The following is a 19,409-nucleotide window of genomic DNA, read 5'->3' as shown; positions in this document are numbered from 1 at the left end:
GCGCACGCCGCGCAGCCCGCTTCCGAGTTTTTCGATGCATAGGGGAATAGTAACGGGGCGTTAACGGCGAATTTAGCCACCCACCTTCCCGGCGGCACCGTCAGTCCTTCGGCTCGAAGTCCAGACTGGCGGAATTGATGCAATAGCGCAGGCCGTCCGGTCCCGGACCATCGGGGAAGACATGGCCCAGATGCCCTTCGCAGCGGGCGCAGCGCACTTCGGTGCGAACCATGCCATGCGACACATCGCGCAGTTCCTCCACCGCTTCACCTTCGACCGGGGCCATGAAGCTGGGCCAGCCCGATCCGCTGTCATATTTGGTTTCGCTGGCGAACAGCGGCAAGCCGCAGCCCGCGCAGTGATAGATGCCGGCAGCCTTGTTCTTCTCATACTTGCCGGTGAAAGCCCGCTCCGTCCCCGCCCGCCGCAGGATTGTGTAGGCTTCCGGGCTAAGGCGCTCGCGCCATTCCTCTTCGGTGAGGTTCATCTTCTCGGGCATGGGAATCTCCTTTCGCCCGAATATGGGGGATGCAGGTCCCCCCCTGCAAGGGGAGGGGAAACTGTGCAAAACCCCGGCGACAGGCGCTGAACTTACCTCAAGAGCACATTTGTCGAGCGCCTGATTGGAAGCAGATGACCCTTGCCTGGACGTCCGCAACAACCCGAGCGATGAACCCGGTGACAAATGCCATCTGCATCCGGAATTGTAGTGAAGCTGAGCAGTCAGTTCAATTCAGAACGCGCTCGGCAACTCTCCCTTTAAGGGAAGTCACTCACGCATTCACATCCGCGTAGTGGCTGGGCGGCTTGATCACGTCCATCCGCTCGGAAAGCAGCGGGCGGAAGCTCGGGCGGCTCTTGAACACGGAATACCAGCCGCGCGTCTGTTCATGGCCGGACCAGTCGATCCCGCCCAGATAATCCGCGACGGAAATCTGCGCGGCGGCGGCCAGATCGGCCAGGCTCATCTGCGAACCCGCCAGCCAGGGGCGATTGTCGATCAGCCAGTCCATGTAATCGAGATGGTCGTTCGCCAGCTTCATCGCGGAACGCAGCAATTGCGAATCCGGCGGCGCGCGCATGAACAGGCGCTTCTTCATCCGCTCGTTGAGGAACGGCAGAGTGACGTCGTTATAGAAATTCTCGTCGAACAGGGCCACCAACCGGCGGATTTCCGCGCGGTTCTGGGCCGTACCCACGATCATCGGCGTCTTGTCCACCGTCTCTTCGAAATATTCGCAGATCGCCCGGCTATCCACCAGGGTGATGTTGCGTTCCGCATTGCGCAGCACCGGGGTGCGCCCGGCGGGGTTCAGCGCATAGAACTCGTCACGCCCTTCCCACGGATTTTCGCGCTCCAGCTCATAGGCGACGCCCTTTTCGCTCAGCAGCAACCGGACCTTGCGGGAGAAGGGGCAAAGGGGGAATTGATAGAGTTGCCACATGCGCCCATCCTTGCCGCAACTGCTAACGTGCGTCCACCGGCAAGCCGTTTGCGGCTGGGGATTGAGGGGCTAAACTGCGCCGGAAGGGAGGCCAGGCATGACGCGCCCCACAGGCGATGAGGTGGAGATCACCAGCCGGGACCGGGTGGTGTTCCCCGAAGACGCATTCACCAAGGGCGATCTGGCCGATTACTTCCGCGCGATTGCCCCGGCCATGCTGCCTTTTCTTGCCGGGCGGCCGGTGAGCCTTGTGCGCTGTCCGCAAGGCATCGCACAGCACTGCTTCTTCCAGAAACACCATACGGGCAGCTTCGGCCCGCATGTGCTGAGCGAGACGATTGCGGAGAAAGAGGGCGATGTGGAGCCTTACCTCTATCTCGAGAACGCCGAGGGCATTCTGGAATGCGTGCAGATGGGCACCGTGGAGTTTCACCTCTGGGCCAGTCATGCAGAGGACGTGGAGAAGCCCGACCGGATGGTGTTCGATCTCGATCCCGCCGAAGGGCTGGGCTTTGCCGAGGTCGCGGCCACTGCCGCGGAAATCCGCGCCCGGCTGGAACGGCTGGGCCTAGCCAGTTTTGCCATGCTGACCGGCGGCAAGGGCGTGCATGTCGTGGTGCCACTCACCCCCGGCGCCACATGGGACGAACATCGCGGATTTGCCGAAGGTTTCGCCAGGGCGCTGGCCGAAGAACAGCCCGATCGCTTCACGGCCACGATGAGCAAGGAAAAGCGCAAGGGGAAGATCTTCATCGACTGGCTGCGCAACACGCGCGGCTCCACAGCAATTGCCCCCTATTCCCCTCGCGCCCGCAAGGGGGCGCCGGTCGCCGCGCCGGTCAGTTGGGAGGAACTTGCGGGTATGAAGGAAGCGAAACGCTATGGGTTGGCTGATGCCGCCAAGCTGCTGGAACGGGCAGAGGACAAGGCGCTGAAAGGCTGGGGCACGGCGAAGCAGGGCCTGCCGCGATAAGGGCTGCCGAACTTCGCGCTCAGAAGGCGTTGCGGTGGACCAGCACCTGAAAGGTCTTGAAGATGATCAGCAGGTCACTGAGCAGGGACCAATTCGCCACATATTCGAGATCGGCAAACAGGCGCTGCTCAAAATCGCAACGCTTGAGCGTCGCCCCGCGCAGGCCGCGCACCTGTGCGAGACCGGTCAGCCCCGGCTTGATCGAGTGGCGATACCAGTAGCGCTCGTCGATGTCCCAGAACAGCAGCTGTTCCGCCCGCGATCCGGCGGCATGGGGCCGCGGGCCGACAATGCTCATCTGCCCGATCAGCACGTTATACAGCTGTGGCAGTTCATCGAGGCTGGTGTTGCGCAGAAAGGCGCCCAGCCGGGTGATCCGGTAATCGCCCCGCTCGGTGGAAACATCACCGCGATGATCGGTATGTTCTGCGCGCATGGTGCGGAACTTCCAGATCTTGAAATGGCGGTTGCCCAGCCCGATCCGTTCCTGCCCGAACAGCACCGGGCCGGGGCTGTCCAGCTTCACCGCCAGCGCGATCAGCCCCATCAGCGGCAGGCACAGCACCAGCGCGACAGCGGCCACCGCGCGATCGAACAGGTTCTTCATCAGCCGCTGGTGCCAGCGCAGCGGGCCATTGGCGAGCACGAGGCTGACCTCGCCATTGCGATGGCGGATATCCAGCGGCATCAGCCCGGTCAGTTCCGGCATCACGATTTCCGACCGGATGTCCACGCATTTGAGCGCGCGACTCCATGCCTCACGCCGTTCGGTGGAACAATGCACCACCACCCGGTCCATTCCGCGCGCCAGGGCGCCCAGACGGCTGACCATTTCCGGCCGCGCCAGATTGGGAACCAGCCCTGCTTCCACCGCGCGGATCGCGCCGGGGCCGCGCGCGCCGCGCATGGGCACGTCGTCATAGATGCACAGATCGGCAAAGGGCTTCGGCCCCAGCATCCGCTGCGCTCGCTGTGCGATGGCATAGCGGGCCGCCGTGCCCAGCACGAGGCAGATCAGCAGGGTCTGCCCCACCTGCAGGCGCGAAACCTGCGCGCCCAGCTTCGTAGCGAAAAGGGCGAAGAAGAAGATCGCCGCAGTCACGGCAAAGGCAATGCCAGCACTGCGGATGCTGGCTCCGGCCCGATGCGCAACCGACGGATTATGCGCCCCGGTCTGCAGACCGGCGAGGAAATAGACCGGGAAAGTGACGCCCAGCACAGTGCCCGCAACCGCCAGATTCAGAGGAGCGCCATAGGCCAGCTGGCTGAGCAGCACAGCGACAAGGCAAGCGATCATATCGGATACGACGAGCGCGACCGCCAGCAGCCGGCGCTTGATCCTGGTCCCGCGCAATTTCTCGAGACGCAGTTCAATTTCGCCTGCGATAGGGTGCGCCCCACCCTCCGCCATCGGAGGGCCGAGCGCCGGGGCGGCCGGACAATGTACTATCTGGCCGAACTCCCTTTCCAGGGCAGTTCTGTCATACCCATCCATGGTCTTTCGGCTCTTCGCTGCGTTGCACCATCGGCTGATGCGTGATGCACCCGTTATCATTCGAGAGGGTTACGCAAGAACGCAAATTAGATGTTTACCCTCTTTTACGGGACGAATGGAGTTGCGCCCATCGCGCGCCTCTGCCGCCCCGCAGACTGCAACTGCATGACTTTAATGTCATTTTGTTGAATTCGGACTTGATCGAACAAATCCCGGTCAAACCTAGCTTTGACACAATCGGACACATCTCGCGGCTTCGCGCCCCAGGGCACCGCAGCATACAAGTGTCCGTCCGAATAATGGCGCGCATCATCGTGCAGCACGGATTTTTGCGCGTGCAGCATTGTCCTATTCCGCTTCGCCGCTCGCTGCGAATGGTCTATGCGCAAAGAAAACAGACAGTGGGAATTGGGGAGAGAGACGATGGCGCCAATCAGGCTGGGCAACATCACCGTGCACAAGGTCCACGAGATGGACAGCCCGGTTCCGCTGCTGAGCCAGCTTCCCGGAACCACCGCGGAAGACCTGACGCGCCTGATGCGTTGGTACGATCAGCCCGACGAGATCTGCGCCGATCCCGAAGCCGCGCTGATGACCTTTTCCGTCCATAGCTGGGTGATCGAAGTGGATGGGCTGACCATCCTGGTCGACACCTGCTGCGGCAATCACAAGAACCGTGGCCTGCCTGAAGTCCACCAGCTCGACACGCGCTATCTGGAAAACCTGCGCGCCGCCGGGTTCGAGCCGGGCGACATCGATCTGGTGATGTGCACACACCTGCACTTCGATCATGTCGGCTGGAACACGCGGCTGGAGAACGGCAAGTGGGTGCCCACATTCCAGAATGCCCGTTATCTCTTCAGCCGCCGCGACTTCGAATATTTCCAGCAGAACCCGCAAGGCGAGGAATTGCATAATGAGGCCTTCCTCGATTCCATCGTGCCCGTAATGGAAGCCGGCATGGGCGAGATCGTGGACGAGGACCGCGTCATCCACCGCGAGATCGGCAAGGGCATCTGGCTGGAGCCGGCCTTCGGCCATTCGCCCGGCTGCTGCACCATCAATGCCCAGCATGGCGGGGCGCCCGGCATCTTCTGGGGCGACGTGATCCACCATCCGGTGCAACTGATCCGGCCTGACCTGCCTTTCGCCTTCGACATGGATGCACCAGCCGCCAGCCGCACCCGCAAGGCGGTAATGCAGCGCGTGGCCGATACGGATACGATCTGCTTCCCGGCCCATTTCCGCCGCTCCTCCGCCGGAAAGGTGAAGCGCGACGGCGATGTTTTCCGCTATGAGTTCCTCAGCGACTGAGCCACGCCTTAACCACGTCCTAGGGGTTCGGCGCTAGCAGGGCCGCCTGTAGAGGGGTTTCTCATGCGTGTATTGGTAACCGGGGCGGCGGGTTTCATCGGCGCGGCTGTGTCCGAACGGCTGCTGGCGCGCGGCGACGGCGTGATCGGGATCGATAATTTCAATTCCTATTACCCCGTCTCGCTGAAACAGGCGCGCATTGCCCGGCTGGAAGGTATGGGCGGCAACCGCTTCCACTCGCTGGCGCTCGATTTCTCCGACATGGCGGGGCTTGCCACCGCGCTGGCCGGGCTGGAGTTCGACCGGATCGTCCATCTGGGCGCGCAGGCAGGAGTGCGTTATTCGATCGAACATCCGCATGAATATGCCAGCGCCAATCTGGTGGGGCATCTCAACCTGCTGGAACTGGCCCGGCACCGGGGGACGGAGCATATGGTCTATGCCAGCTCCAGCTCCGTCTATGGCGGCAATGCCAAGCTGCCCTTTTCGGTGGAGGACCGGGCGGACCATCCCGTCTCGCTCTATGCCGCGACCAAGCGGGCGGACGAGCTGATGAGCGAAAGCTATGCCCATCTCTATCGCATTGCGCTGACCGGCCTGCGCTTCTTCACGGTCTATGGCCCGTGGGGCAGGCCCGACATGGCCATGTGGAAGTTCACTTCCGCGATCCTGAAGGGGCAGCCGATCCCCGTGTTCAACCACGGGGACATGTATCGCGACTTCACCTATATCGACGATATCGTGACCGGCGTGGTCGCCGCGCTGGACCACCCGCCTGCCGATGACGATGCGGAAAAAGCCGGCGGCAGCACAAAGCCCCATGCGCTCTACAATATCGGCAATCACCGCAGCGAGCCGCTGATGAAGGTCATCGGGCTGCTGGAAGATGCCTGCGGCCGCAAGGCGGAACTGGAAATGCTGCCGATGCAGCCGGGCGACGTGCACAAGACCTTCGCCGACATCGAGGCGATCCGCGCCGATCTGGGCTATGAACCCACCACCCCGATTGAAGTGGGCGTGCCCCGCTTCGTGGAATGGTTCCGGGAATATCACAGCCAATAACAACACACGCTCAGCCTGAGCCTGTCGAAGGCCACGCGATACGGCCAGCTACATGGGCGAATGTCGCGCGTGCCCTTCGACAGGCTCAGGGTGAACGGAGGTTGGAAATGGGGCGCGGGGTTACGGAAGGAGTTACGGAATCAGGCGCCCACACCCCATAATTCCGGCAGACATGTCACCTGCCCCCTTGCCCCCGCGCCACGGGTGGTGAATCACTCCACCATGTCGATTCTCAGCGACCGGTGGATCCGGAAAGAAGCCCGCCACAGCGGCATGATCGAGCCCTTCGTGGAGCGCCAGCAGAACGATGGCTGCATCAGCTACGGCCTGTCATCCTATGGCTATGACGCGCGCGTGGCGGATGAGTTCAAGATCTTCACCAATGTCCACAACGCCATCGTCGATCCGAAGGATTTCTCGTCCAACAGCTTCGTGGATGTGAAGACCGATGTCTGCGTGATCCCGCCCAACAGCTTCGTGCTGGCGCGCACGGTGGAATATTTCCGCATCCCGCGCGACGTGCTGGTGATCTGCCTGGGCAAGAGCACTTATGCCCGCTGCGGCATCATCGTGAACGTCACTCCGCTGGAACCGGAATGGGAAGGCCATGTGACGCTGGAATTTTCCAACACCACGCCGCTGCCTGCAAAGATTTACGCCAACGAAGGCGCCTGCCAGTTCCTGTTCCTGCAGGGCAATGAATCCTGCGAGCAGAGCTATGCCGACCGGTCAGGCAAATATATGGGCCAGCGCGGAGTTACGCTGCCCAAGCTTTGAGGCTTCGCCCGAACCCTCTCCCCACTCGACCCCTCTCTCCACTCAACAATGTCCGCTCATCCTGAGCGGGTGTTGGTAGTTAGCCTTTTCCGCGATTCGTCGCCCTTCGTCATTGCGAGCGACCGCAGGTCGCGCGGCAATCCAGGGCGTCACGTTGGGCTCTGGATTGCCGCGTCGGCTTTGCCTCCTCGCAATGACGAGAACCTAGAAACTCGCCTTCATGCTCAGACGGAAATTGCGACCCGTCAAAGGCACGAAGTCCTTGGTGAAGCTGGCATGGCGCCGGCCTTCCACATTAAAGATATTGTCCGCCTGCAGCATCAGCGTGACGTTGTCCGCCCCGCTGAGCGGATGCCAGGCGAGCGAGAGATTGGTGAGGGCGAAACTGTCGGTCGGCGTTTCGAGCGGGGCCAGTCGGTCCTGCTTGTCATACCATTCCACTTCGGCCCGCGCATCGAAATCGCCGATCTGCGCTTCAAGCGCACCTGTCAGGCTGAGCGGCGGAATGCGCGGCACCGGCGTGCCGTCGGCCAGAGTGGCGCGCACATAATCGCCGCGCAGGTCGGCCAGCAGGGCAAAGCCCGAACTCTTGTAGATCGGAGCGCTGATCTCGCCCTCGATCCCGAAGTGCTTCGCATCCTGCTGGAGGAATTCATAGACGGGCAGCCCGTCTTCCTCCGTGCCGGCTTCCGACAGGAAGATGAACCCGTCGAACCAGTTCTGGTAGACGCTGAAGCTCACCGTCGCGCCGGCCACGGTGCCGCGCAGATAGCCTTCCAGGCCCCAGGCGCCTTCCTTCGTCAGCTCCGGACTGCCCAGCTCATATTGCTGGGTGGCCACATGCGGCCCGTCGGCGAACAATTCCTGCACCGAAGGCGCGCGTTCCGCGCGGGAACCGTTGATGCCGATGCGCAGCCCTTCGCTCAGCCCGAAAGACAGGCCCAGGGCGCCGGAGAATGTATCGAAGCCGCGCGCTTCGTTAAGGGAGGAGACGTCGATGTCGGTCCGCTCGTAACGGCCGCCCGCTTCCACTTCGAAGGGGGCCAGGTCGAATTCCTGCACTGCGAACAGGGCGAAGGAATCGGTCTTGCTGGGCGGGACGAAGGCTTCCTCGCCATTCGCCTCGAAGTTCTGGTGCGAATATTGCGCGCCCAGCGAACCGCCCCAGCCCCCGCGCTGCGACTGGACAAGTTCCAGCCGGCCTTCGATCCCGGTCACGTCGAAACGGGTGCCCGTTTCCTCGCCTTCAAATTCGGTGTGAGTATAGTCCGACCAGCCCCAGCGGGTCTGCAGCTTGTCAAAGAACCCGTCACCCAGATCGAGCACACCGCGCAGATCGACGCGATACTGCTTCATGCCGATCGTTACGGGGGCTTCTTCTTCTGCCTCGCTATCCAGCGGATCGGGCACGCCGGGCATTTCGGGCACGCCGTAACTGGTGTCGAAATAGCCGAAGGAGACGCCCAGGTTGCTCTCGCCCGAGAAGAAGGCAATGCCGGTGCCCAGGCTGGTCGTTTCGGTCTGGCTGTTGGGCAGCTTGCCCTTCAGATTCGCAGTGGCCCGTACTTCGTCCGCTTCTTCGGTGAAGCCGTCATCCTCAAGCTGGTCCGCCCCGGAGAGCAGTTCGGAACGCAAGGTATCCGATGCGACATAGCCCGGCACCTGGACATCGCCCGACTTCCGCCACGATCCATCCACATGGAAGGCGACATTACTGCCCAGCGGGACGTCCACCGAACTGCCGATCTCGCGCCGGTCCGCAGCCGTATCCACGGCTGCCAGCGCATCGACATGCACAGCCTCGTCCGGCACCCGCGGGGGGATGCGCTTGCCGATCACGTTCACCGCGCCGCCGATCGCCTGGCTGCCATAAAGAAGCACGGCCGGCCCGCGCAGCACTTCGATCCGGTCGGTCAGCAGTGGGTCGATCGTCACTGCATGGTCGGCCGAGGTGCTGGCCGCGTCGATGGAACCGATCCCGTCGGTCAGCACGCGCACGCGCTCGCCCGTGAAGCCGCGCAGCACCGGGCGCGACACGCCGGGGGCAAAGCTGGTGGATGAAACCCCGGGCAGCTTTTCCAGCACATCGCCCAGCGTGCCCGCGCCCAGATTACGCTGCAGATCCGTGCCATCCATCACCGAAGTGCCGGCCAGCATGTCCAGCCGGCCAAGGCCGGGTGCAGTGACTAGGATTTCGCCGTGATAATCATCGCCCGCGCGGGCGGTCGCAGCCTGCGGATCGTTCGCCGCCGCGCCATCGCCGGCACTGTCCTGCACTGCGGCCTGCGGGGTGGTTTGCGCCATGTCTGCAGCGAATGCGGGCTGATAGGGGATGAGCATGGTTGCGGCCGCCAAAAGCGATGCGGAACGGGTTTTCATGGGTAGGGGAAATCCTGCAAGCTGCGAGTCTATGATGTTATAACGTCTCTTCGCACCTGCGGCAGAATTGCAATCGCTTTGTTTCCCGGCACGGCGATTTGTCGCCAGAACGCATCATTCTGGCGACGAACCGTTTAACTCGCGCTGAGATCAGCAAGCGTTTTCGGGCACCACCGGCTTTCCCGTTACCGGGTGGACATAGTGGAACGGCACCAGATCGGTGTTCGGCCAGGCCGGATGTGCATTGCCGTTGATCTCGTCCGGCCCGTTCGGATCTTCCGGGAAGGTTGCGGTGAGGAAAGGCGAAGGGATCGGTTTGGCCGCTGCCCAGCCCATTTCATAATCCACCTGCGTGAACAGGTGATAGGCATGGCAGGCGATCTTCCACACGCCATCCTGCCGGACATAGCGGTTTTCATACATGCCATGTTCCCACCACTGGCGCGGCAGGCGTGGGTTGGTGTCCTTCTTGCTGTCATGCTGTGCGCCCATCAGCGTGCAGCGCCAGCGCCCCTTTGCGCTCTGCCGGTCCATTGCGACGGAAATCACGTCCTGCGTGGGCCAGTGTTCGCACATCATGCCATAGGCCGGGCCGTTGATCCCGTTGGTGAAGCTGTTGCGCAGCCGCCCGCAATAGAGCCGCCGGATGCTGTCCGTGCCGCGCCAGATGCCGCCCATGAACTGCAATTCGCCATCCGGGGCAAAGCAGTCCACCGCCTCGTCATACAGGCCCTTGTCCATGTAATAGCAATAGCTGATCTGCAGCTTGCGGATCGCTTCGATATCCTGCTGCACAGCCAGATCGTGCTGCAACTGGCCAATGGCATCTTCTGCGGCGGCAAGCCGGTCTTCCAGGGTCATCGGGCATCCTCCGTGCTGTTCTTCTTTTCAAGTTCGGCATCCAGATCGTCCGGCAGTTCGTAATAATTGCCGGACAGCGCGTCATAACGGCCGGATGCGAGATCGAGCACGCGCTGCGCGCAGCGGGCAAGGTCGGTCTGTGCCGCCGGATCGCCCGATGCGGCGCGCAGCCGGTCCACCATGCCGCCCAGATATTTCTGCGCCTCGGGGCTTTCCATCGTCTCGCGCGCAAGCTGGGTGAAGACAAAGCCCGGATCGATCGCGAACACCGAAACGCCCGTGCCCGCCAGTTCCGCCGCCGCTTCCGCCACGACACGGTTCTGCGCGATCTTTCCAGTGCAATAGGCCGAGAGGTTGGGCGCCACCATGCGGCTGGCAATGGCCGAAACGCACACCACCCGCCCGCGCCCGCGTGCCACCATGCCTGGCAGCAAGGCGTGCATGAACAGCATCGGCGCGCGAATGTGGATTTCCTGCGCACGCCACCATTCGTCCGGGTCCACTTCCCAGATCGGGCCGAAGGGGCCGGGCACCCCGGCATTGTTGACCAGCAGGTCAATCCGGCCGAGCCCTTCCTGCGCCGCCTCCACTGCCGCCTCGATCGAAGCACGGTCAGTCACGTCACAGGCCAGCGGCAGGGCTTCGCCTCCGCTTGCCCGGATAGTACCGGCAACCTCTTCAAGTTGTTCCAGCGAGCGTGCAAGCAACGCTACGCGCGCACCTTCTCCCGCCAGCCTTTCGGCAATCGCGCGGCCGAAACCCCGCCCTGCCCCGCTGACAAGCGCAACCTGACCGCCAAGTATTCCCATCGGCATCATCCTCTCTCTTTTATTTTTCGGGCCCGGCCAATGTTCACGGCCGATGTCTCCGTTTTCCCGCAGGGCTAATGTTCTGCCGAAGCGCTGTCGAGAGGCGTCGCCGCGACGCAAACAGACAAGCATTGGCCAGTCAATACTGGTATCATCTGTTTCTTCCCGGGAGTGAGGACTCGACTCATGAATTCGAAACGCCTGATCGCCGTGGCCCTGCTGGGCTCCGCCACCGCAATTGCCATACCTACCCTTGCCCAGCGCGCGCCCGATAGCGGCCCTGTCGCCCGCTACGACATGCGCGCCGGAACCACCTCTGGCTTCGGCATGGGTGGGGGCATGGGCGGCATGATGTCCATGATGATGGGCGGCGGCGGCAAATCGCAGGCCCAGCATGAATTGTGGCTGCGCCTCGGTTCTTCCACTGCGGCCGCCAACGGCAAGCCCAAGGCGGACCATTTCATGCCCGACGGCGCGAAGCTGGGCAAATCCGTGGCCCTTGTCACCCCGCGCGAGGAACGCGGCCCGGTGGATGAAATCCCCCGCTTCGATGAACGGCAGGAACCTTCCGGCCGCATGCTGATCTTCTGGGGCTGCGGCGAACACGCGCCCAAGGGCCAGCCGGTGATCATCGACTTTTCCAAGCTGGCCAAGGGCCAGGTGCCCCCGGGCGTGTGGACCAGTTCCGTCCCGGCCGACTGGGGCCCGAATCTGGAAAACAGCAAGACCTTCGGCCGCTGGCCGGCCGAAGACGGGAAGACCGTGAAGGGTGACAGCTCGCTGCTGGGCGCCCACCGCGTGGCGGGCAATTACTCGCCTGAAATGTCGTTCACTCTCACCAAGGATTTCATGAAGGCGCTTTCGGTGAAAACCGCCAGCCAGCCCAGCGGTGCTTCGCTGCTCAGTTGGGGCGCGGTGCCGGATTCGACCGGCTATTTCGCCTCGCTCTTCGGATCGAAGCAAGGGCCGGGCGGCAAGACGGGTGACATTGTGATGTGGTCCAGCAGTTCGAACCGCCAGTTCGGTGGCGGCTTGTCGGACTGGCTCTCGCCCGGTCAGGTCTCTCCGCTGGTGAAAGACAAGACGGTGATGAGCCCGCAGACCACCAATTGCCTCGTCCCCGCCGAAGTGATCGCCGCCGCATCCGATTTCCGGATGGGCACGCTCACCGCTTTCGGGCCGGAAGAAAACTTCTCCTATCCCCCGCGCCCGGCCGACGCCAAGGCCCGCTGGGATCTGCAATGGACCGCCCGCATCCGCCACCGCTCCACCACAAGCTGGATGGAAGCGCAGGGCATGAACATGGGCATGATGGGCGCCAGCGCGGCCGACGATGACGAAGCGCCCGCCAACACCGCATCGCAGGGCAAGAAGGAATGCAAGCCCAAGAAAAGCGGTGGCCTGTTCGGCGGCCTCGCCGGCGCTGTGCTGGGCGGTGGAGGCGGCGGCAACGGCTGCTGAGCCATAGTGGTTTCAGGCGCGGGAGGATGGAAATCTGCCCGCGCCGAACATCCCCCGTAGACCTAACACCTCGCGCAGCCCCAAACGAAAAAAGGCCCGATAAAGGGCCGTTTTCATTTCCCGACACTGTTGGAAAACTGGAGCGGGCGAAGGGATTCGAACCCTCGACCCCAACCTTGGCAAGGTTGTGCTCTACCCCTGAGCTACGCCCGCTCTGGCGTTCGACCGGTCCGTTTGTCCCGGTGGGGAGGCGCGCGGTTAGCATCGGTCCCCATACCCTGCAAGGGGAAAAATCATGTTTTGTGATAGGAATTTCACTTCCCGGCCTGAAACGCCGTAACCCCTTCACAAATCCGCCCGAAGGTCCACATTAGCAGCTTACCTAAAGCATGAGCGGGAGCATCCCTTTGGCAAGCCTGGGCCTGAATATCGAAGAACAGAAAGCGGTAGACCGATTCCGCAAGGACGTGGTCGAACCGTCGATGACACAGCTGGTCATCCTCGATTTCTGGGCCGAATGGTGCGGGCCGTGCAAGGCATTGGCCCCGGTGCTGGAAAAGGTTGCCGCAGAATATGCCGACAAGGGCGTGATTCTGGCCAAGCTGAACGTGGACGAGGAAGGCTTTATCGCTTCCCAGTTCCGTGTGCAGTCGATCCCCACCGTCTACGCCCTGTTCCGCGGCCAGCCCGTGGCAGACCTGACCAATGCCCGCAGCGAAAGCCAGCTGCGCCAGATGCTGGACCAGTTGCTGGAAAAGCTGCCGGTGGAAGCAGGCGCGCCAGATGCCGGCGCGCAGGAGCTGGCACAGCTGATCGCCATGGGTGAGGATGTACAGGCCGGCGGCGATGCGGAACGCGCACTGGGCGTGTTTGCGCAGCTGGCCGAAATGGCACCCGATAATGTGCAGGTGCAGGCCGGCCTGCTTCGCGCGCTGATGGAACTGGGCGAGATCGAGGCTGCGCGCGCGGCATTCGGTGCACTGCCTGAAGAAATGCAGGCCGATCCCGCCCTGGCGCAGGCGGGCAAGCTGCTGGAACTGACCGCCGATGCCCCGCAGGACGATGGCGAACTGGCCGCCTTGCGCGCCGCCGCCGAGGCGAACCCCGCCGATATGGATGCCGCCTTCGCCTTTGCGCAGGCGGCCTTTGCCGCCGGGCACCGCGACGAGGCGGCCGAAGCGCTGCTGGCGATGATACGCACCGAGCCGGACTGGAACGAGGGCGCCGCCAAGGCCAAGCTGCTGCAGATTTTCGAAGCCGTGGGTCTGGAAGACCCGTGGGTGGCCGCTGCCCGCCGCAAGCTTTCGCTGCTGCTGTTCGGCTGACGCGATCGCGCAATGGCCGGAACTCGCCTCTCGATCTTTCCCCTGTCCGGCGTGATCCTGCTGCCGGACCAACAATTGCCGCTGCATATTTTCGAGCCGCGCTATCGCGCGCTGGTGAGCGATGCACTGGCGCGTGACCGGCGGATCGGCATGATCCAGCCGCAGACGGCGTCGGAAGGGGCGCCGCTGTTCGCCATCGGTTGCGTGGGCAAGATCGGCGAAGTGGAGGCGCTGGAGGACGGGCGCTTCAATATCGTGCTGGAAGGGCAATCACGCTTCCGCCTGCTGCGCGAGCTGGATGTGTCCACCCCGTTCCGCCAGATTGAGGCCGAATTGCTGGAAGATGCCGACGAAGTGCTCAGCTCTGCCGAGCGGGCAAGCTTCGAATATGAGGCGCGCGAATTTGCCGACCGGCAAGGCTATTCAGTGGATTGGGATTCGGTTGCCCGGCTGGACGATACGGCTCTGATCAACGGCGTCAGCCAGATCGCGCCTTTCGATGCGGCGGCCAAGCAGGTGCTGCTGGAAGCCCCGGGCATTCGCGCGCGCTGCGAATTGCTGGTGCAGCTGATGCAGTTCTTCGGCCGGCATGATGGCATGGATGACCGGATGACCCTGCAATAGGCGATCGTCATTGCGAGGGGTGAAGCTCCGAAGCAATCCAGTGCCCAACGCGAGCCGCCCTGGATTGCTTCGCTACGCTCGCAATGACGAACTGCTGGCAGTCCTGCCGATCAAATCCCGAAGGAACCGCGCAGCCCGTCGATCACATATTGCGCGGCCAGTGCCGCCAGCAGCACACCCAGCAGGCGGGTAATCGCGGATTCGACGCTTGCCCCCACCAGCCGGATCAGCGGGGCGGCGAGCAGCAGGGCAAGCAGGGATAGCACCATCACAGCCGCCAGCGCGCCCAGCACCACGATGGTCTGTTCCGCGCCATGCGCCTGGCCCACCACCAGCATCACCGTGGCAATTGCCCCCGGCCCGGCCAGCATCGGCATGGCCATGGGGAAGACGGAGATGTCCTCGATCTCAGGCGTCTGCGAATTATGCGCGCGGATCTTTTCCGCCCGTTCCTCGCGCCGCTGGGTGCGTTTTTCGAACACCATGTCGATCGCGATGAAGAACAGCATGATCCCGCCCGCGATGCGGAATGAATCGAGTTCGATATGCAGCGCGGCCAGCAATTGCTTACCGAACAGGGCGAAGCCCAGCAGGATCAGCGTGGCGACCACCACCGCCTTGAAGGCCATGCTGCGCTGCTGGCGCGGCGGTGCTTCGGCCGAAAGCCCTGCATAGATCGGCGCACAGCCGGGCGGGTCGATCACCACGAACAGGGTGATGAAGGCGGAGATGAACAGTTCGAGCATCTATCAGGCGCCCGTATCGATCGGAACGCCGGGGATCTCCACCCAACCCGCCTTCTTTGACAAAAAGGCGCTGAGCCTGCCCTTCCCGTCGCGATCCAGGATGACCTCGGCCGTCAGGGACCCGTCGCCTGAATTCTTCTCCCACACATAGCTGGCAAAACGGCGCGGCCCGTCATGGACGGTGACCACGACAGATGGGTCTGCCACCGGCGACGGCTGGCAATCGGCAACCTCGGCCTGCACCAGTTCCGGCTCCTCAAGCGGCTTATCGAGTTTCTCGCCCACGTCGAGCACCCACTTATAGGCGCCGTCGGGCTGGCGTACCCACACGGTGGTGAAAGCGCCGACATTGCCGTCTGCATCCTTCCATCCGCCTCGGGATACTGCGAGCGAGCCATCGCAGCTCGACCAGACCTGATGCGGCTCCCACCGCAGTGCCTTGGCCGGGTTCGCCCGCCCCTTCAGCCAGTCCTGCGCTTTCACCGGGCCGGGCTGGAACATCACCGCATCCTTTGCCGCATATTCGGCAAAGGCAGTCCACTGGCCCTTTTCGCGGGCGGTGCGGGCAAAGCCCAGCTCGGTCGCTACGACCTGGCCGGGATTGGCGCTGGGACGGAAGGCGGGGCCATGCCCGCCGGGGCCACGCGGCCCACCCCCGCCGGAGCAGGCGACAAGCGCCAGCACCGAGACGAGGGCGAGCGCGCGACGCATCACAGCGCGTCTTCGTCCAGTGCGATGCCTTCGCGGCGATAGGCGGAGACGAGCGCGTTGCGCAGCAGCACGGCGATGGTCATCGGGCCGACGCCGCCGGGCACCGGGGTGATGGCGCCGGCCACTTCGCGGGCGGAATCGAAATCCACGTCGCCCACCAGCCTGGTCTTGCCGTCTTCGCCGTCAACGCGGTTGATGCCCACGTCGATCACGGTGGCGCCGGGCTTGATCCAGTCACCCTTGACCATTTCCGGACGGCCCACGGCGGCCACGACGATGTCGGCGCGCTTCACCACTTCGGGCAGGTTCGCCGTGCGGCTATGCGCGATGGTGACCGTGGCATTCGCATCGGTGAGGAGCTGCGCCATCGGCTTGCCGACGATGTTGGAACGGCCGATCACCACGGCATCCTTGCCCGACAGATCGCCCAGGCGATCCTTCAGCAGCATCAGGCAGCCCAGCGGCGTGCAGGGCACAAAGCCCTTCTGGCCGACCGAGAGACGGCCCGCATTGATGATGTGGAAACCATCGACATCCTTGTCGGGATCGATGGTGGAAATCACGGCCTGCTCGTCCAGACCCTTGGGAAGCGGCAGCTGCACCAGAATGCCGTCCACGGCGGGATCGGCGTTCAGTTCCGTCACCTTGGCGATCAGCGCCTCTTCGGTGGAATCGGCAGGCATCTTGTATTCAAGGCTGTTCATGCCGGCGGCCACGGTGGCCTTGCCCTTGGAACGGACATAGACCTGGCTGGCCGGGTCTTCACCCACCAGAACCACGGCGAGGCCAGCCTTGCGGCCAGCCTTGGCTTCGAATTCGCCGGCGAACTTGGCGATCTTCTGACGCAGCCCTTCTGCGAAGGCCTTTCCGTCGATCAATGCGGCACTCATGCATAACTCCCGAGATTGGACAGAATGATTGTGAGGATGCGCAGCAGGATCAGCAGCACCATCGGTGAAAAGTCGATCATGCCGGTATCGGGCATGATGCGGCGGATCGGATTGAGCATTGGATCCAGAATGGCATTCACCGCGCGCCACAAAGAGGCGACGAGGTTGTTGTGCATGTTCACCACGTTGAACGAGATGAGCAGGCTGAGCACGAACTGCACGATGACGACGACCGAGACGATCGACATCAGGTAAAGCACGATTTCCAGCAGCGTCAGGGCTACCATCAAGAATTCCTCCAGGGGGGCATGCGAGGCGGCGAACCTAGCCGAGCGTCGCCGAGTGTATCAACAGCATAATACGCATCGCGAGATGAACCCCGGCTTGAACGGCAGGCCATCACTGCGTCCATTCCAGCTCTTCAATATGCCACGCCAGCTGCCAGTCTTCCGCACCGGGCACGTCGTTCACGCGCTTCATGGTCAGCGTGCCCTGCCGGGTCAGCCGCCCGCCATCGGCCACCAGCGTGACGGGCAGTTCGTAATAGAGAGAGCCTGCCGCACCCTCGATCTCGCCATGGCCGAAGGCAAAGATCGGGCTGGGCGCATCGCCCATCAGGGCCTTGAGCGTGGCCCCGTCCATTTCGCCCTTGCGCCAGGCGAGCGCGGCCTGGTCCCACTGGCCATCGGTGATCTGCTGCGAGAACCACGCCAGCACCCGGTCGGGATTTTCGCGCTCCTGCAGGGGGTCAGGCGTGGCCGGGGCGGCAGCAGGCGCTGCCGAAGATGCCGCTGCTTCCGGTGCTTCGCTCGCCCCGGCAGACGGCGTTTCCTGCGCCTGCTGGCAGGCAGCCAGCGCCAGCAGCGCGGCAAGAGCCGGCGCCGCGCGCATCAATCGGCCCGGATCAGCGTGCCCGCGCCGCGCGAGGTGAAGAATTCCAGCAGCATGGCATGCGGCACGCGGCCGTCCAGCACCACCGCCGCCTCGCACCCGGCTTCCACCGCGTGGACACAGGTTTCCAGCTTGGGGATCATCCCGCCGGAAATCGTCCCGTCGGCCTGCAGCTTGGCGATGTCCGCCGGGGTCAGGTCGGTAAGCAGGTTCTTCTGCTTGTCGAGCACGCCGGGCACATCGGTCAGCAGGAACAGGCGCGCCGCGCCCAGTGCCGCCGCGATGGCGCCCGCCATGGTATCGGCGTTGATATTATAGGTGTGCCCGTCCTCGCCCGCGCCGATGGGGGCGATCACCGGGATCATCCCGGCCTTGCTGACGGTTTCCAGCAGAGTGGTATCCACCTTGCTCGGCTCGCCCACGAAGCCCAGGTCGATCGCCTGTTCGATATTGCTTTCCGGATCCTTGGTGGTGCGGGTCACCTTGGTGGCCTTCACCAGCCCGCCATCCTTGCCGGAAATGCCGATGGCCTTGCCGCCCGCATTGGCGATCCAGCCGACCAGTTCCTTGTTGATCGCGCCCGACAGGACCATTTCGGCTACTTCGGCGGTTGCCTTGTCGGTCACGCGCAGCCCGTCGACGAAGGTGCTTTCCACGCCCAGCTTCTTCAACATGGCGCCGATCTGCGGGCCGCCCCCATGCACCACCACCGGGTTGATGCCCACGGCCTTGAGCAGCACGATATCTTCGGCAAAGTCACGCGCGGCTTCGGGATCGCCCATGGCGTGGCCGCCATATTTCACCACGAAAGTGCGCCCGGCATAGCGCTGGAAGAAGGGCAGCGCCTCGATCAGCGTTTCCGCCTTGGCGAGCATCGACTTATCTTCGCTGACGCTCATCGCGCGTGCCTCCACAACCTTGCCTCTCCTGAGAGTTCGCGGCGCCTTAGCGCCTCCCCGCCTGCGAGGGAAGTGCGCGCAGCGCCCATTGCCAGCCCCGCGCCGCGCGATAGTGTCCGCCATCTGGAGACAGCATGGCGAATCGCCATTTCCAAGGGGGCAGACAATGGCAGCGATCATCATCAAATACCGCCTGAAGCCGGGCGTCACGCGCGAGGATTTCGAAGCCTGGGTAAAGCAGGTGGACCAGCCGACCATGCGCGGGCTGGAACGGGTCAAGGCGTTCGATACCTATCGCGTGGAGGGCCTGCTGGTGGGCGAAGGCGAGCCGAGCGTGGCCTATGTCGAACTGTTCGACATTCCCGATCTGGCCGGCTTCAGCAGCGAGGATATGGCAGGCGCCACCGTGCAGCAGGTGATGGGCGAATTCACCGGCTTTGCCGATGCGCCGGAATTCCTGTTGGCCGAGAAGCTGTAAGCAGCACCGCTCGCGGTCTGGCGAGCGCGCTCAATCCTTGGGCGCGTCCGTCTTCTTGATGGCCCATGGATTGATATGCTCCGGCTGTTCCTGCTGGGCAGCCGGATGCTTCGTGTCTTCCGGGGCGGGGATGCTGCAATAGGCAGTCAGCATGATGCCGGCGGCCCACCACAGGGCCTTCCAGCGGCTGGCGAAAACAGTGGTGATGCGCGGGCCGAACATGGCGCCCGCCTAGCACGGGGGTGGTTAACGAACCCTCCCCGTGCAGG

Annotated in this window: 21 protein-coding genes and 1 tRNA gene; 8 read left to right on the top strand and 14 right to left on the bottom strand. The window is 63.4% G+C overall.

The window, feature by feature from the left end; genetic code table 11:
- Positions 1-100: 100 nt before the first annotated feature.
- Positions 101-499: a peptide-methionine (R)-S-oxide reductase MsrB gene (gene msrB / locus SZ64_RS15575; RefSeq protein WP_054531668.1), complete on the bottom strand. Its 399-nt coding sequence runs from the start codon at positions 497-499 to the stop codon at positions 101-103.
- Between the two features lie 274 nt (positions 500-773).
- Positions 774-1,445: a glutathione S-transferase family protein gene (locus SZ64_RS15570; RefSeq protein ID WP_054531667.1), complete on the bottom strand. Its 672-nt coding sequence runs from the start codon at positions 1,443-1,445 to the stop codon at positions 774-776.
- Positions 1,446-1,542: 97 nt separating this feature from the next.
- Between SZ64_RS15570 and ligD the strand changes: the two genes are divergently transcribed.
- Entirely contained in the window at positions 1,543-2,418 is an 876-nt protein-coding gene (ligD, locus tag SZ64_RS15565) for a non-homologous end-joining DNA ligase (protein WP_054531666.1), read from the top strand.
- Positions 2,419-2,437: 19 nt separating this feature from the next.
- Here ligD and SZ64_RS15560 read toward each other — a convergent pair whose 3' ends face one another.
- Positions 2,438-3,772: a sugar transferase gene (locus SZ64_RS15560; protein WP_054531665.1), complete on the bottom strand. Its 1,335-nt coding sequence runs from the start codon at positions 3,770-3,772 to the stop codon at positions 2,438-2,440.
- Between the two features lie 564 nt (positions 3,773-4,336).
- Between SZ64_RS15560 and SZ64_RS15550 the strand changes: the two genes are divergently transcribed.
- The 3 genes from SZ64_RS15550 (at position 4,337) to dcd (ending at position 7,066) form a co-directional block, all read left to right on the top strand.
- Positions 4,337-5,227, top strand: a complete 891-nt coding sequence (locus SZ64_RS15550) for an MBL fold metallo-hydrolase (RefSeq protein ID WP_054531663.1) — start codon at positions 4,337-4,339, stop codon at positions 5,225-5,227.
- 63 nt (positions 5,228-5,290) lie between these two features.
- Positions 5,291-6,289, top strand: a complete 999-nt coding sequence (locus SZ64_RS15545) for an NAD-dependent epimerase/dehydratase family protein (RefSeq protein WP_054531662.1) — start codon at positions 5,291-5,293, stop codon at positions 6,287-6,289.
- 222 nt (positions 6,290-6,511) lie between these two features.
- A complete protein-coding gene (gene dcd, locus SZ64_RS15540; protein ID WP_054531661.1) occupies positions 6,512-7,066 on the top strand; it encodes a dCTP deaminase in 555 nt (184 codons plus the stop codon).
- Positions 7,067-7,270: 204 nt separating this feature from the next.
- Here dcd and SZ64_RS15535 read toward each other — a convergent pair whose 3' ends face one another.
- The 3 genes from SZ64_RS15535 to SZ64_RS15525 form a co-directional block, all read right to left on the bottom strand.
- Positions 7,271-9,445, bottom strand: a complete 2,175-nt coding sequence (locus SZ64_RS15535; protein ID WP_054531660.1) for a TonB-dependent receptor — start codon at positions 9,443-9,445, stop codon at positions 7,271-7,273.
- Between the two features lie 150 nt (positions 9,446-9,595).
- A complete protein-coding gene (locus SZ64_RS15530) occupies positions 9,596-10,306 on the bottom strand; it encodes a nuclear transport factor 2 family protein (protein ID WP_054531659.1) in 711 nt (236 codons plus the stop codon).
- Positions 10,303-11,115: an SDR family oxidoreductase gene (locus tag SZ64_RS15525; RefSeq protein WP_162225124.1), complete on the bottom strand. Its 813-nt coding sequence runs from the start codon at positions 11,113-11,115 to the stop codon at positions 10,303-10,305. The genes SZ64_RS15530 and SZ64_RS15525 overlap by 4 nt, the downstream gene beginning before the upstream one ends.
- Before the next feature lie 186 nt (positions 11,116-11,301).
- On the opposite strand from SZ64_RS15525, the gene SZ64_RS15520 reads away from it, so the two are divergent.
- Complete coding sequence (locus SZ64_RS15520) at positions 11,302-12,576, top strand: hypothetical protein (protein ID WP_241773059.1); 1,275 nt, start codon at positions 11,302-11,304, stop codon at positions 12,574-12,576.
- 138 nt (positions 12,577-12,714) lie between these two features.
- Here SZ64_RS15520 and SZ64_RS15515 read toward each other — a convergent pair.
- Positions 12,715-12,789: transfer RNA gene (locus tag SZ64_RS15515), tRNA-Gly, on the bottom strand.
- 176 nt (positions 12,790-12,965) lie between these two features.
- Here SZ64_RS15515 and SZ64_RS15510 point away from each other — a divergent pair.
- Positions 12,966-13,901: a tetratricopeptide repeat protein gene (locus tag SZ64_RS15510; protein WP_054531657.1), complete on the top strand. Its 936-nt coding sequence runs from the start codon at positions 12,966-12,968 to the stop codon at positions 13,899-13,901.
- Between the two features lie 12 nt (positions 13,902-13,913).
- Positions 13,914-14,525 (top strand): LON peptidase substrate-binding domain-containing protein, encoded by a 612-nt coding sequence (locus tag SZ64_RS15505; RefSeq protein WP_054531656.1) that lies wholly within the window; start codon positions 13,914-13,916, stop codon positions 14,523-14,525.
- A gap of 110 nt (positions 14,526-14,635) precedes the next feature.
- On the opposite strand, the gene SZ64_RS15500 is transcribed toward SZ64_RS15505, so the two are convergent.
- The 6 genes from SZ64_RS15500 to argB all read right to left on the bottom strand — a co-directional run bounded on the left by SZ64_RS15500 (position 14,636) and on the right by argB (position 18,662).
- Positions 14,636-15,271, bottom strand: a complete 636-nt coding sequence (locus SZ64_RS15500) for a MarC family protein (RefSeq protein ID WP_054531655.1) — start codon at positions 15,269-15,271, stop codon at positions 14,636-14,638.
- A gap of 3 nt (positions 15,272-15,274) precedes the next feature.
- Positions 15,275-15,982 carry a hypothetical protein gene (locus tag SZ64_RS15495; RefSeq protein WP_054531654.1) on the bottom strand — a complete coding sequence of 236 codons (708 nt, stop codon included), beginning with the start codon at positions 15,980-15,982 and terminating at the stop codon, positions 15,275-15,277.
- On the bottom strand, positions 15,982-16,872 hold the full coding sequence (gene folD, locus SZ64_RS15490) for a bifunctional methylenetetrahydrofolate dehydrogenase/methenyltetrahydrofolate cyclohydrolase FolD (protein WP_054531653.1): 891 nt from the start codon (positions 16,870-16,872) through the stop codon (positions 15,982-15,984). Before folD ends, SZ64_RS15495 begins: the two co-directional genes overlap by 1 nt.
- Positions 16,869-17,159 carry a YggT family protein gene (locus SZ64_RS15485; RefSeq protein ID WP_054531652.1) on the bottom strand — a complete coding sequence of 97 codons (291 nt, stop codon included), beginning with the start codon at positions 17,157-17,159 and terminating at the stop codon, positions 16,869-16,871. The genes folD and SZ64_RS15485 overlap by 4 nt, the downstream gene beginning before the upstream one ends.
- Positions 17,160-17,271: 112 nt before the next feature.
- Positions 17,272-17,763, bottom strand: a complete 492-nt coding sequence (locus SZ64_RS15480; protein WP_054531651.1) for a hypothetical protein — start codon at positions 17,761-17,763, stop codon at positions 17,272-17,274.
- Positions 17,763-18,662 (bottom strand): acetylglutamate kinase, encoded by a 900-nt coding sequence (gene argB, locus SZ64_RS15475; RefSeq protein WP_054531650.1) that lies wholly within the window; start codon positions 18,660-18,662, stop codon positions 17,763-17,765. Before argB ends, SZ64_RS15480 begins: the two co-directional genes overlap by 1 nt.
- A gap of 166 nt (positions 18,663-18,828) precedes the next feature.
- On the opposite strand from argB, the gene SZ64_RS15470 reads away from it, so the two are divergent.
- Positions 18,829-19,140, top strand: coding sequence for an REDY-like protein HapK (locus SZ64_RS15470; protein WP_054531649.1), 312 nt, complete (start codon positions 18,829-18,831; stop codon positions 19,138-19,140).
- Between the two features lie 30 nt (positions 19,141-19,170).
- Here the strand turns inward: SZ64_RS15470 and SZ64_RS15465 are convergent, their stop codons facing one another.
- A complete protein-coding gene (locus SZ64_RS15465) occupies positions 19,171-19,362 on the bottom strand; it encodes a hypothetical protein (protein ID WP_054531648.1) in 192 nt (63 codons plus the stop codon).
- Between the last annotated feature and the right edge of the window lie 47 nt (positions 19,363-19,409).

It is taken from the genome of Erythrobacter sp. SG61-1L, assembly GCF_001305965.1.
In the GTDB taxonomy this organism is placed as follows: domain Bacteria; phylum Pseudomonadota; class Alphaproteobacteria; order Sphingomonadales; family Sphingomonadaceae; genus Andeanibacterium.
This window is presented reverse-complemented; position numbering and strand designations above follow the sequence as displayed.

What these genes read in the sequence shown, in the direction of transcription:
- dcd (WP_054531661.1), top strand. Translation starts at nt 6,512, where the DNA reads ATGTCGATTCTCAGCGACCGGTGGATCCGGAAAGAAGCCCGCCACAGC.
- SZ64_RS15500 (WP_054531655.1), bottom strand. Translation starts at nt 15,271, where the DNA reads ATGCTCGAACTGTTCATCTCCGCCTTCATCACCCTGTTCGTGGTGATC.
- SZ64_RS15470 (WP_054531649.1), top strand. Translation starts at nt 18,829, where the DNA reads ATGGCAGCGATCATCATCAAATACCGCCTGAAGCCGGGCGTCACGCGC.
- folD (WP_054531653.1), bottom strand. Translation starts at nt 16,872, where the DNA reads ATGAGTGCCGCATTGATCGACGGAAAGGCCTTCGCAGAAGGGCTGCGT.
- SZ64_RS15570 (WP_054531667.1), bottom strand. Translation starts at nt 1,445, where the DNA reads ATGTGGCAACTCTATCAATTCCCCCTTTGCCCCTTCTCCCGCAAGGTC.
- SZ64_RS15535 (WP_054531660.1), bottom strand. Translation starts at nt 9,445, where the DNA reads ATGAAAACCCGTTCCGCATCGCTTTTGGCGGCCGCAACCATGCTCATC.
- argB (WP_054531650.1), bottom strand. Translation starts at nt 18,662, where the DNA reads ATGAGCGTCAGCGAAGATAAGTCGATGCTCGCCAAGGCGGAAACGCTG.
- SZ64_RS15550 (WP_054531663.1), top strand. Translation starts at nt 4,337, where the DNA reads ATGGCGCCAATCAGGCTGGGCAACATCACCGTGCACAAGGTCCACGAG.
- SZ64_RS15510 (WP_054531657.1), top strand. Translation starts at nt 12,966, where the DNA reads ATGAGCGGGAGCATCCCTTTGGCAAGCCTGGGCCTGAATATCGAAGAA.
- ligD (WP_054531666.1), top strand. Translation starts at nt 1,543, where the DNA reads ATGACGCGCCCCACAGGCGATGAGGTGGAGATCACCAGCCGGGACCGG.
- SZ64_RS15525 (WP_162225124.1), bottom strand. Translation starts at nt 11,115, where the DNA reads ATGGGAATACTTGGCGGTCAGGTTGCGCTTGTCAGCGGGGCAGGGCGG.
- SZ64_RS15480 (WP_054531651.1), bottom strand. Translation starts at nt 17,763, where the DNA reads ATGCGCGCGGCGCCGGCTCTTGCCGCGCTGCTGGCGCTGGCTGCCTGC.
- SZ64_RS15545 (WP_054531662.1), top strand. Translation starts at nt 5,291, where the DNA reads ATGCGTGTATTGGTAACCGGGGCGGCGGGTTTCATCGGCGCGGCTGTG.
- SZ64_RS15530 (WP_054531659.1), bottom strand. Translation starts at nt 10,306, where the DNA reads ATGACCCTGGAAGACCGGCTTGCCGCCGCAGAAGATGCCATTGGCCAG.
- SZ64_RS15505 (WP_054531656.1), top strand. Translation starts at nt 13,914, where the DNA reads ATGGCCGGAACTCGCCTCTCGATCTTTCCCCTGTCCGGCGTGATCCTG.
- SZ64_RS15495 (WP_054531654.1), bottom strand. Translation starts at nt 15,982, where the DNA reads ATGCGTCGCGCGCTCGCCCTCGTCTCGGTGCTGGCGCTTGTCGCCTGC.
- SZ64_RS15465 (WP_054531648.1), bottom strand. Translation starts at nt 19,362, where the DNA reads ATGTTCGGCCCGCGCATCACCACTGTTTTCGCCAGCCGCTGGAAGGCC.
- msrB (WP_054531668.1), bottom strand. Translation starts at nt 499, where the DNA reads ATGCCCGAGAAGATGAACCTCACCGAAGAGGAATGGCGCGAGCGCCTT.
- SZ64_RS15485 (WP_054531652.1), bottom strand. Translation starts at nt 17,159, where the DNA reads ATGGTAGCCCTGACGCTGCTGGAAATCGTGCTTTACCTGATGTCGATC.
- SZ64_RS15520 (WP_241773059.1), top strand. Translation starts at nt 11,302, where the DNA reads ATGAATTCGAAACGCCTGATCGCCGTGGCCCTGCTGGGCTCCGCCACC.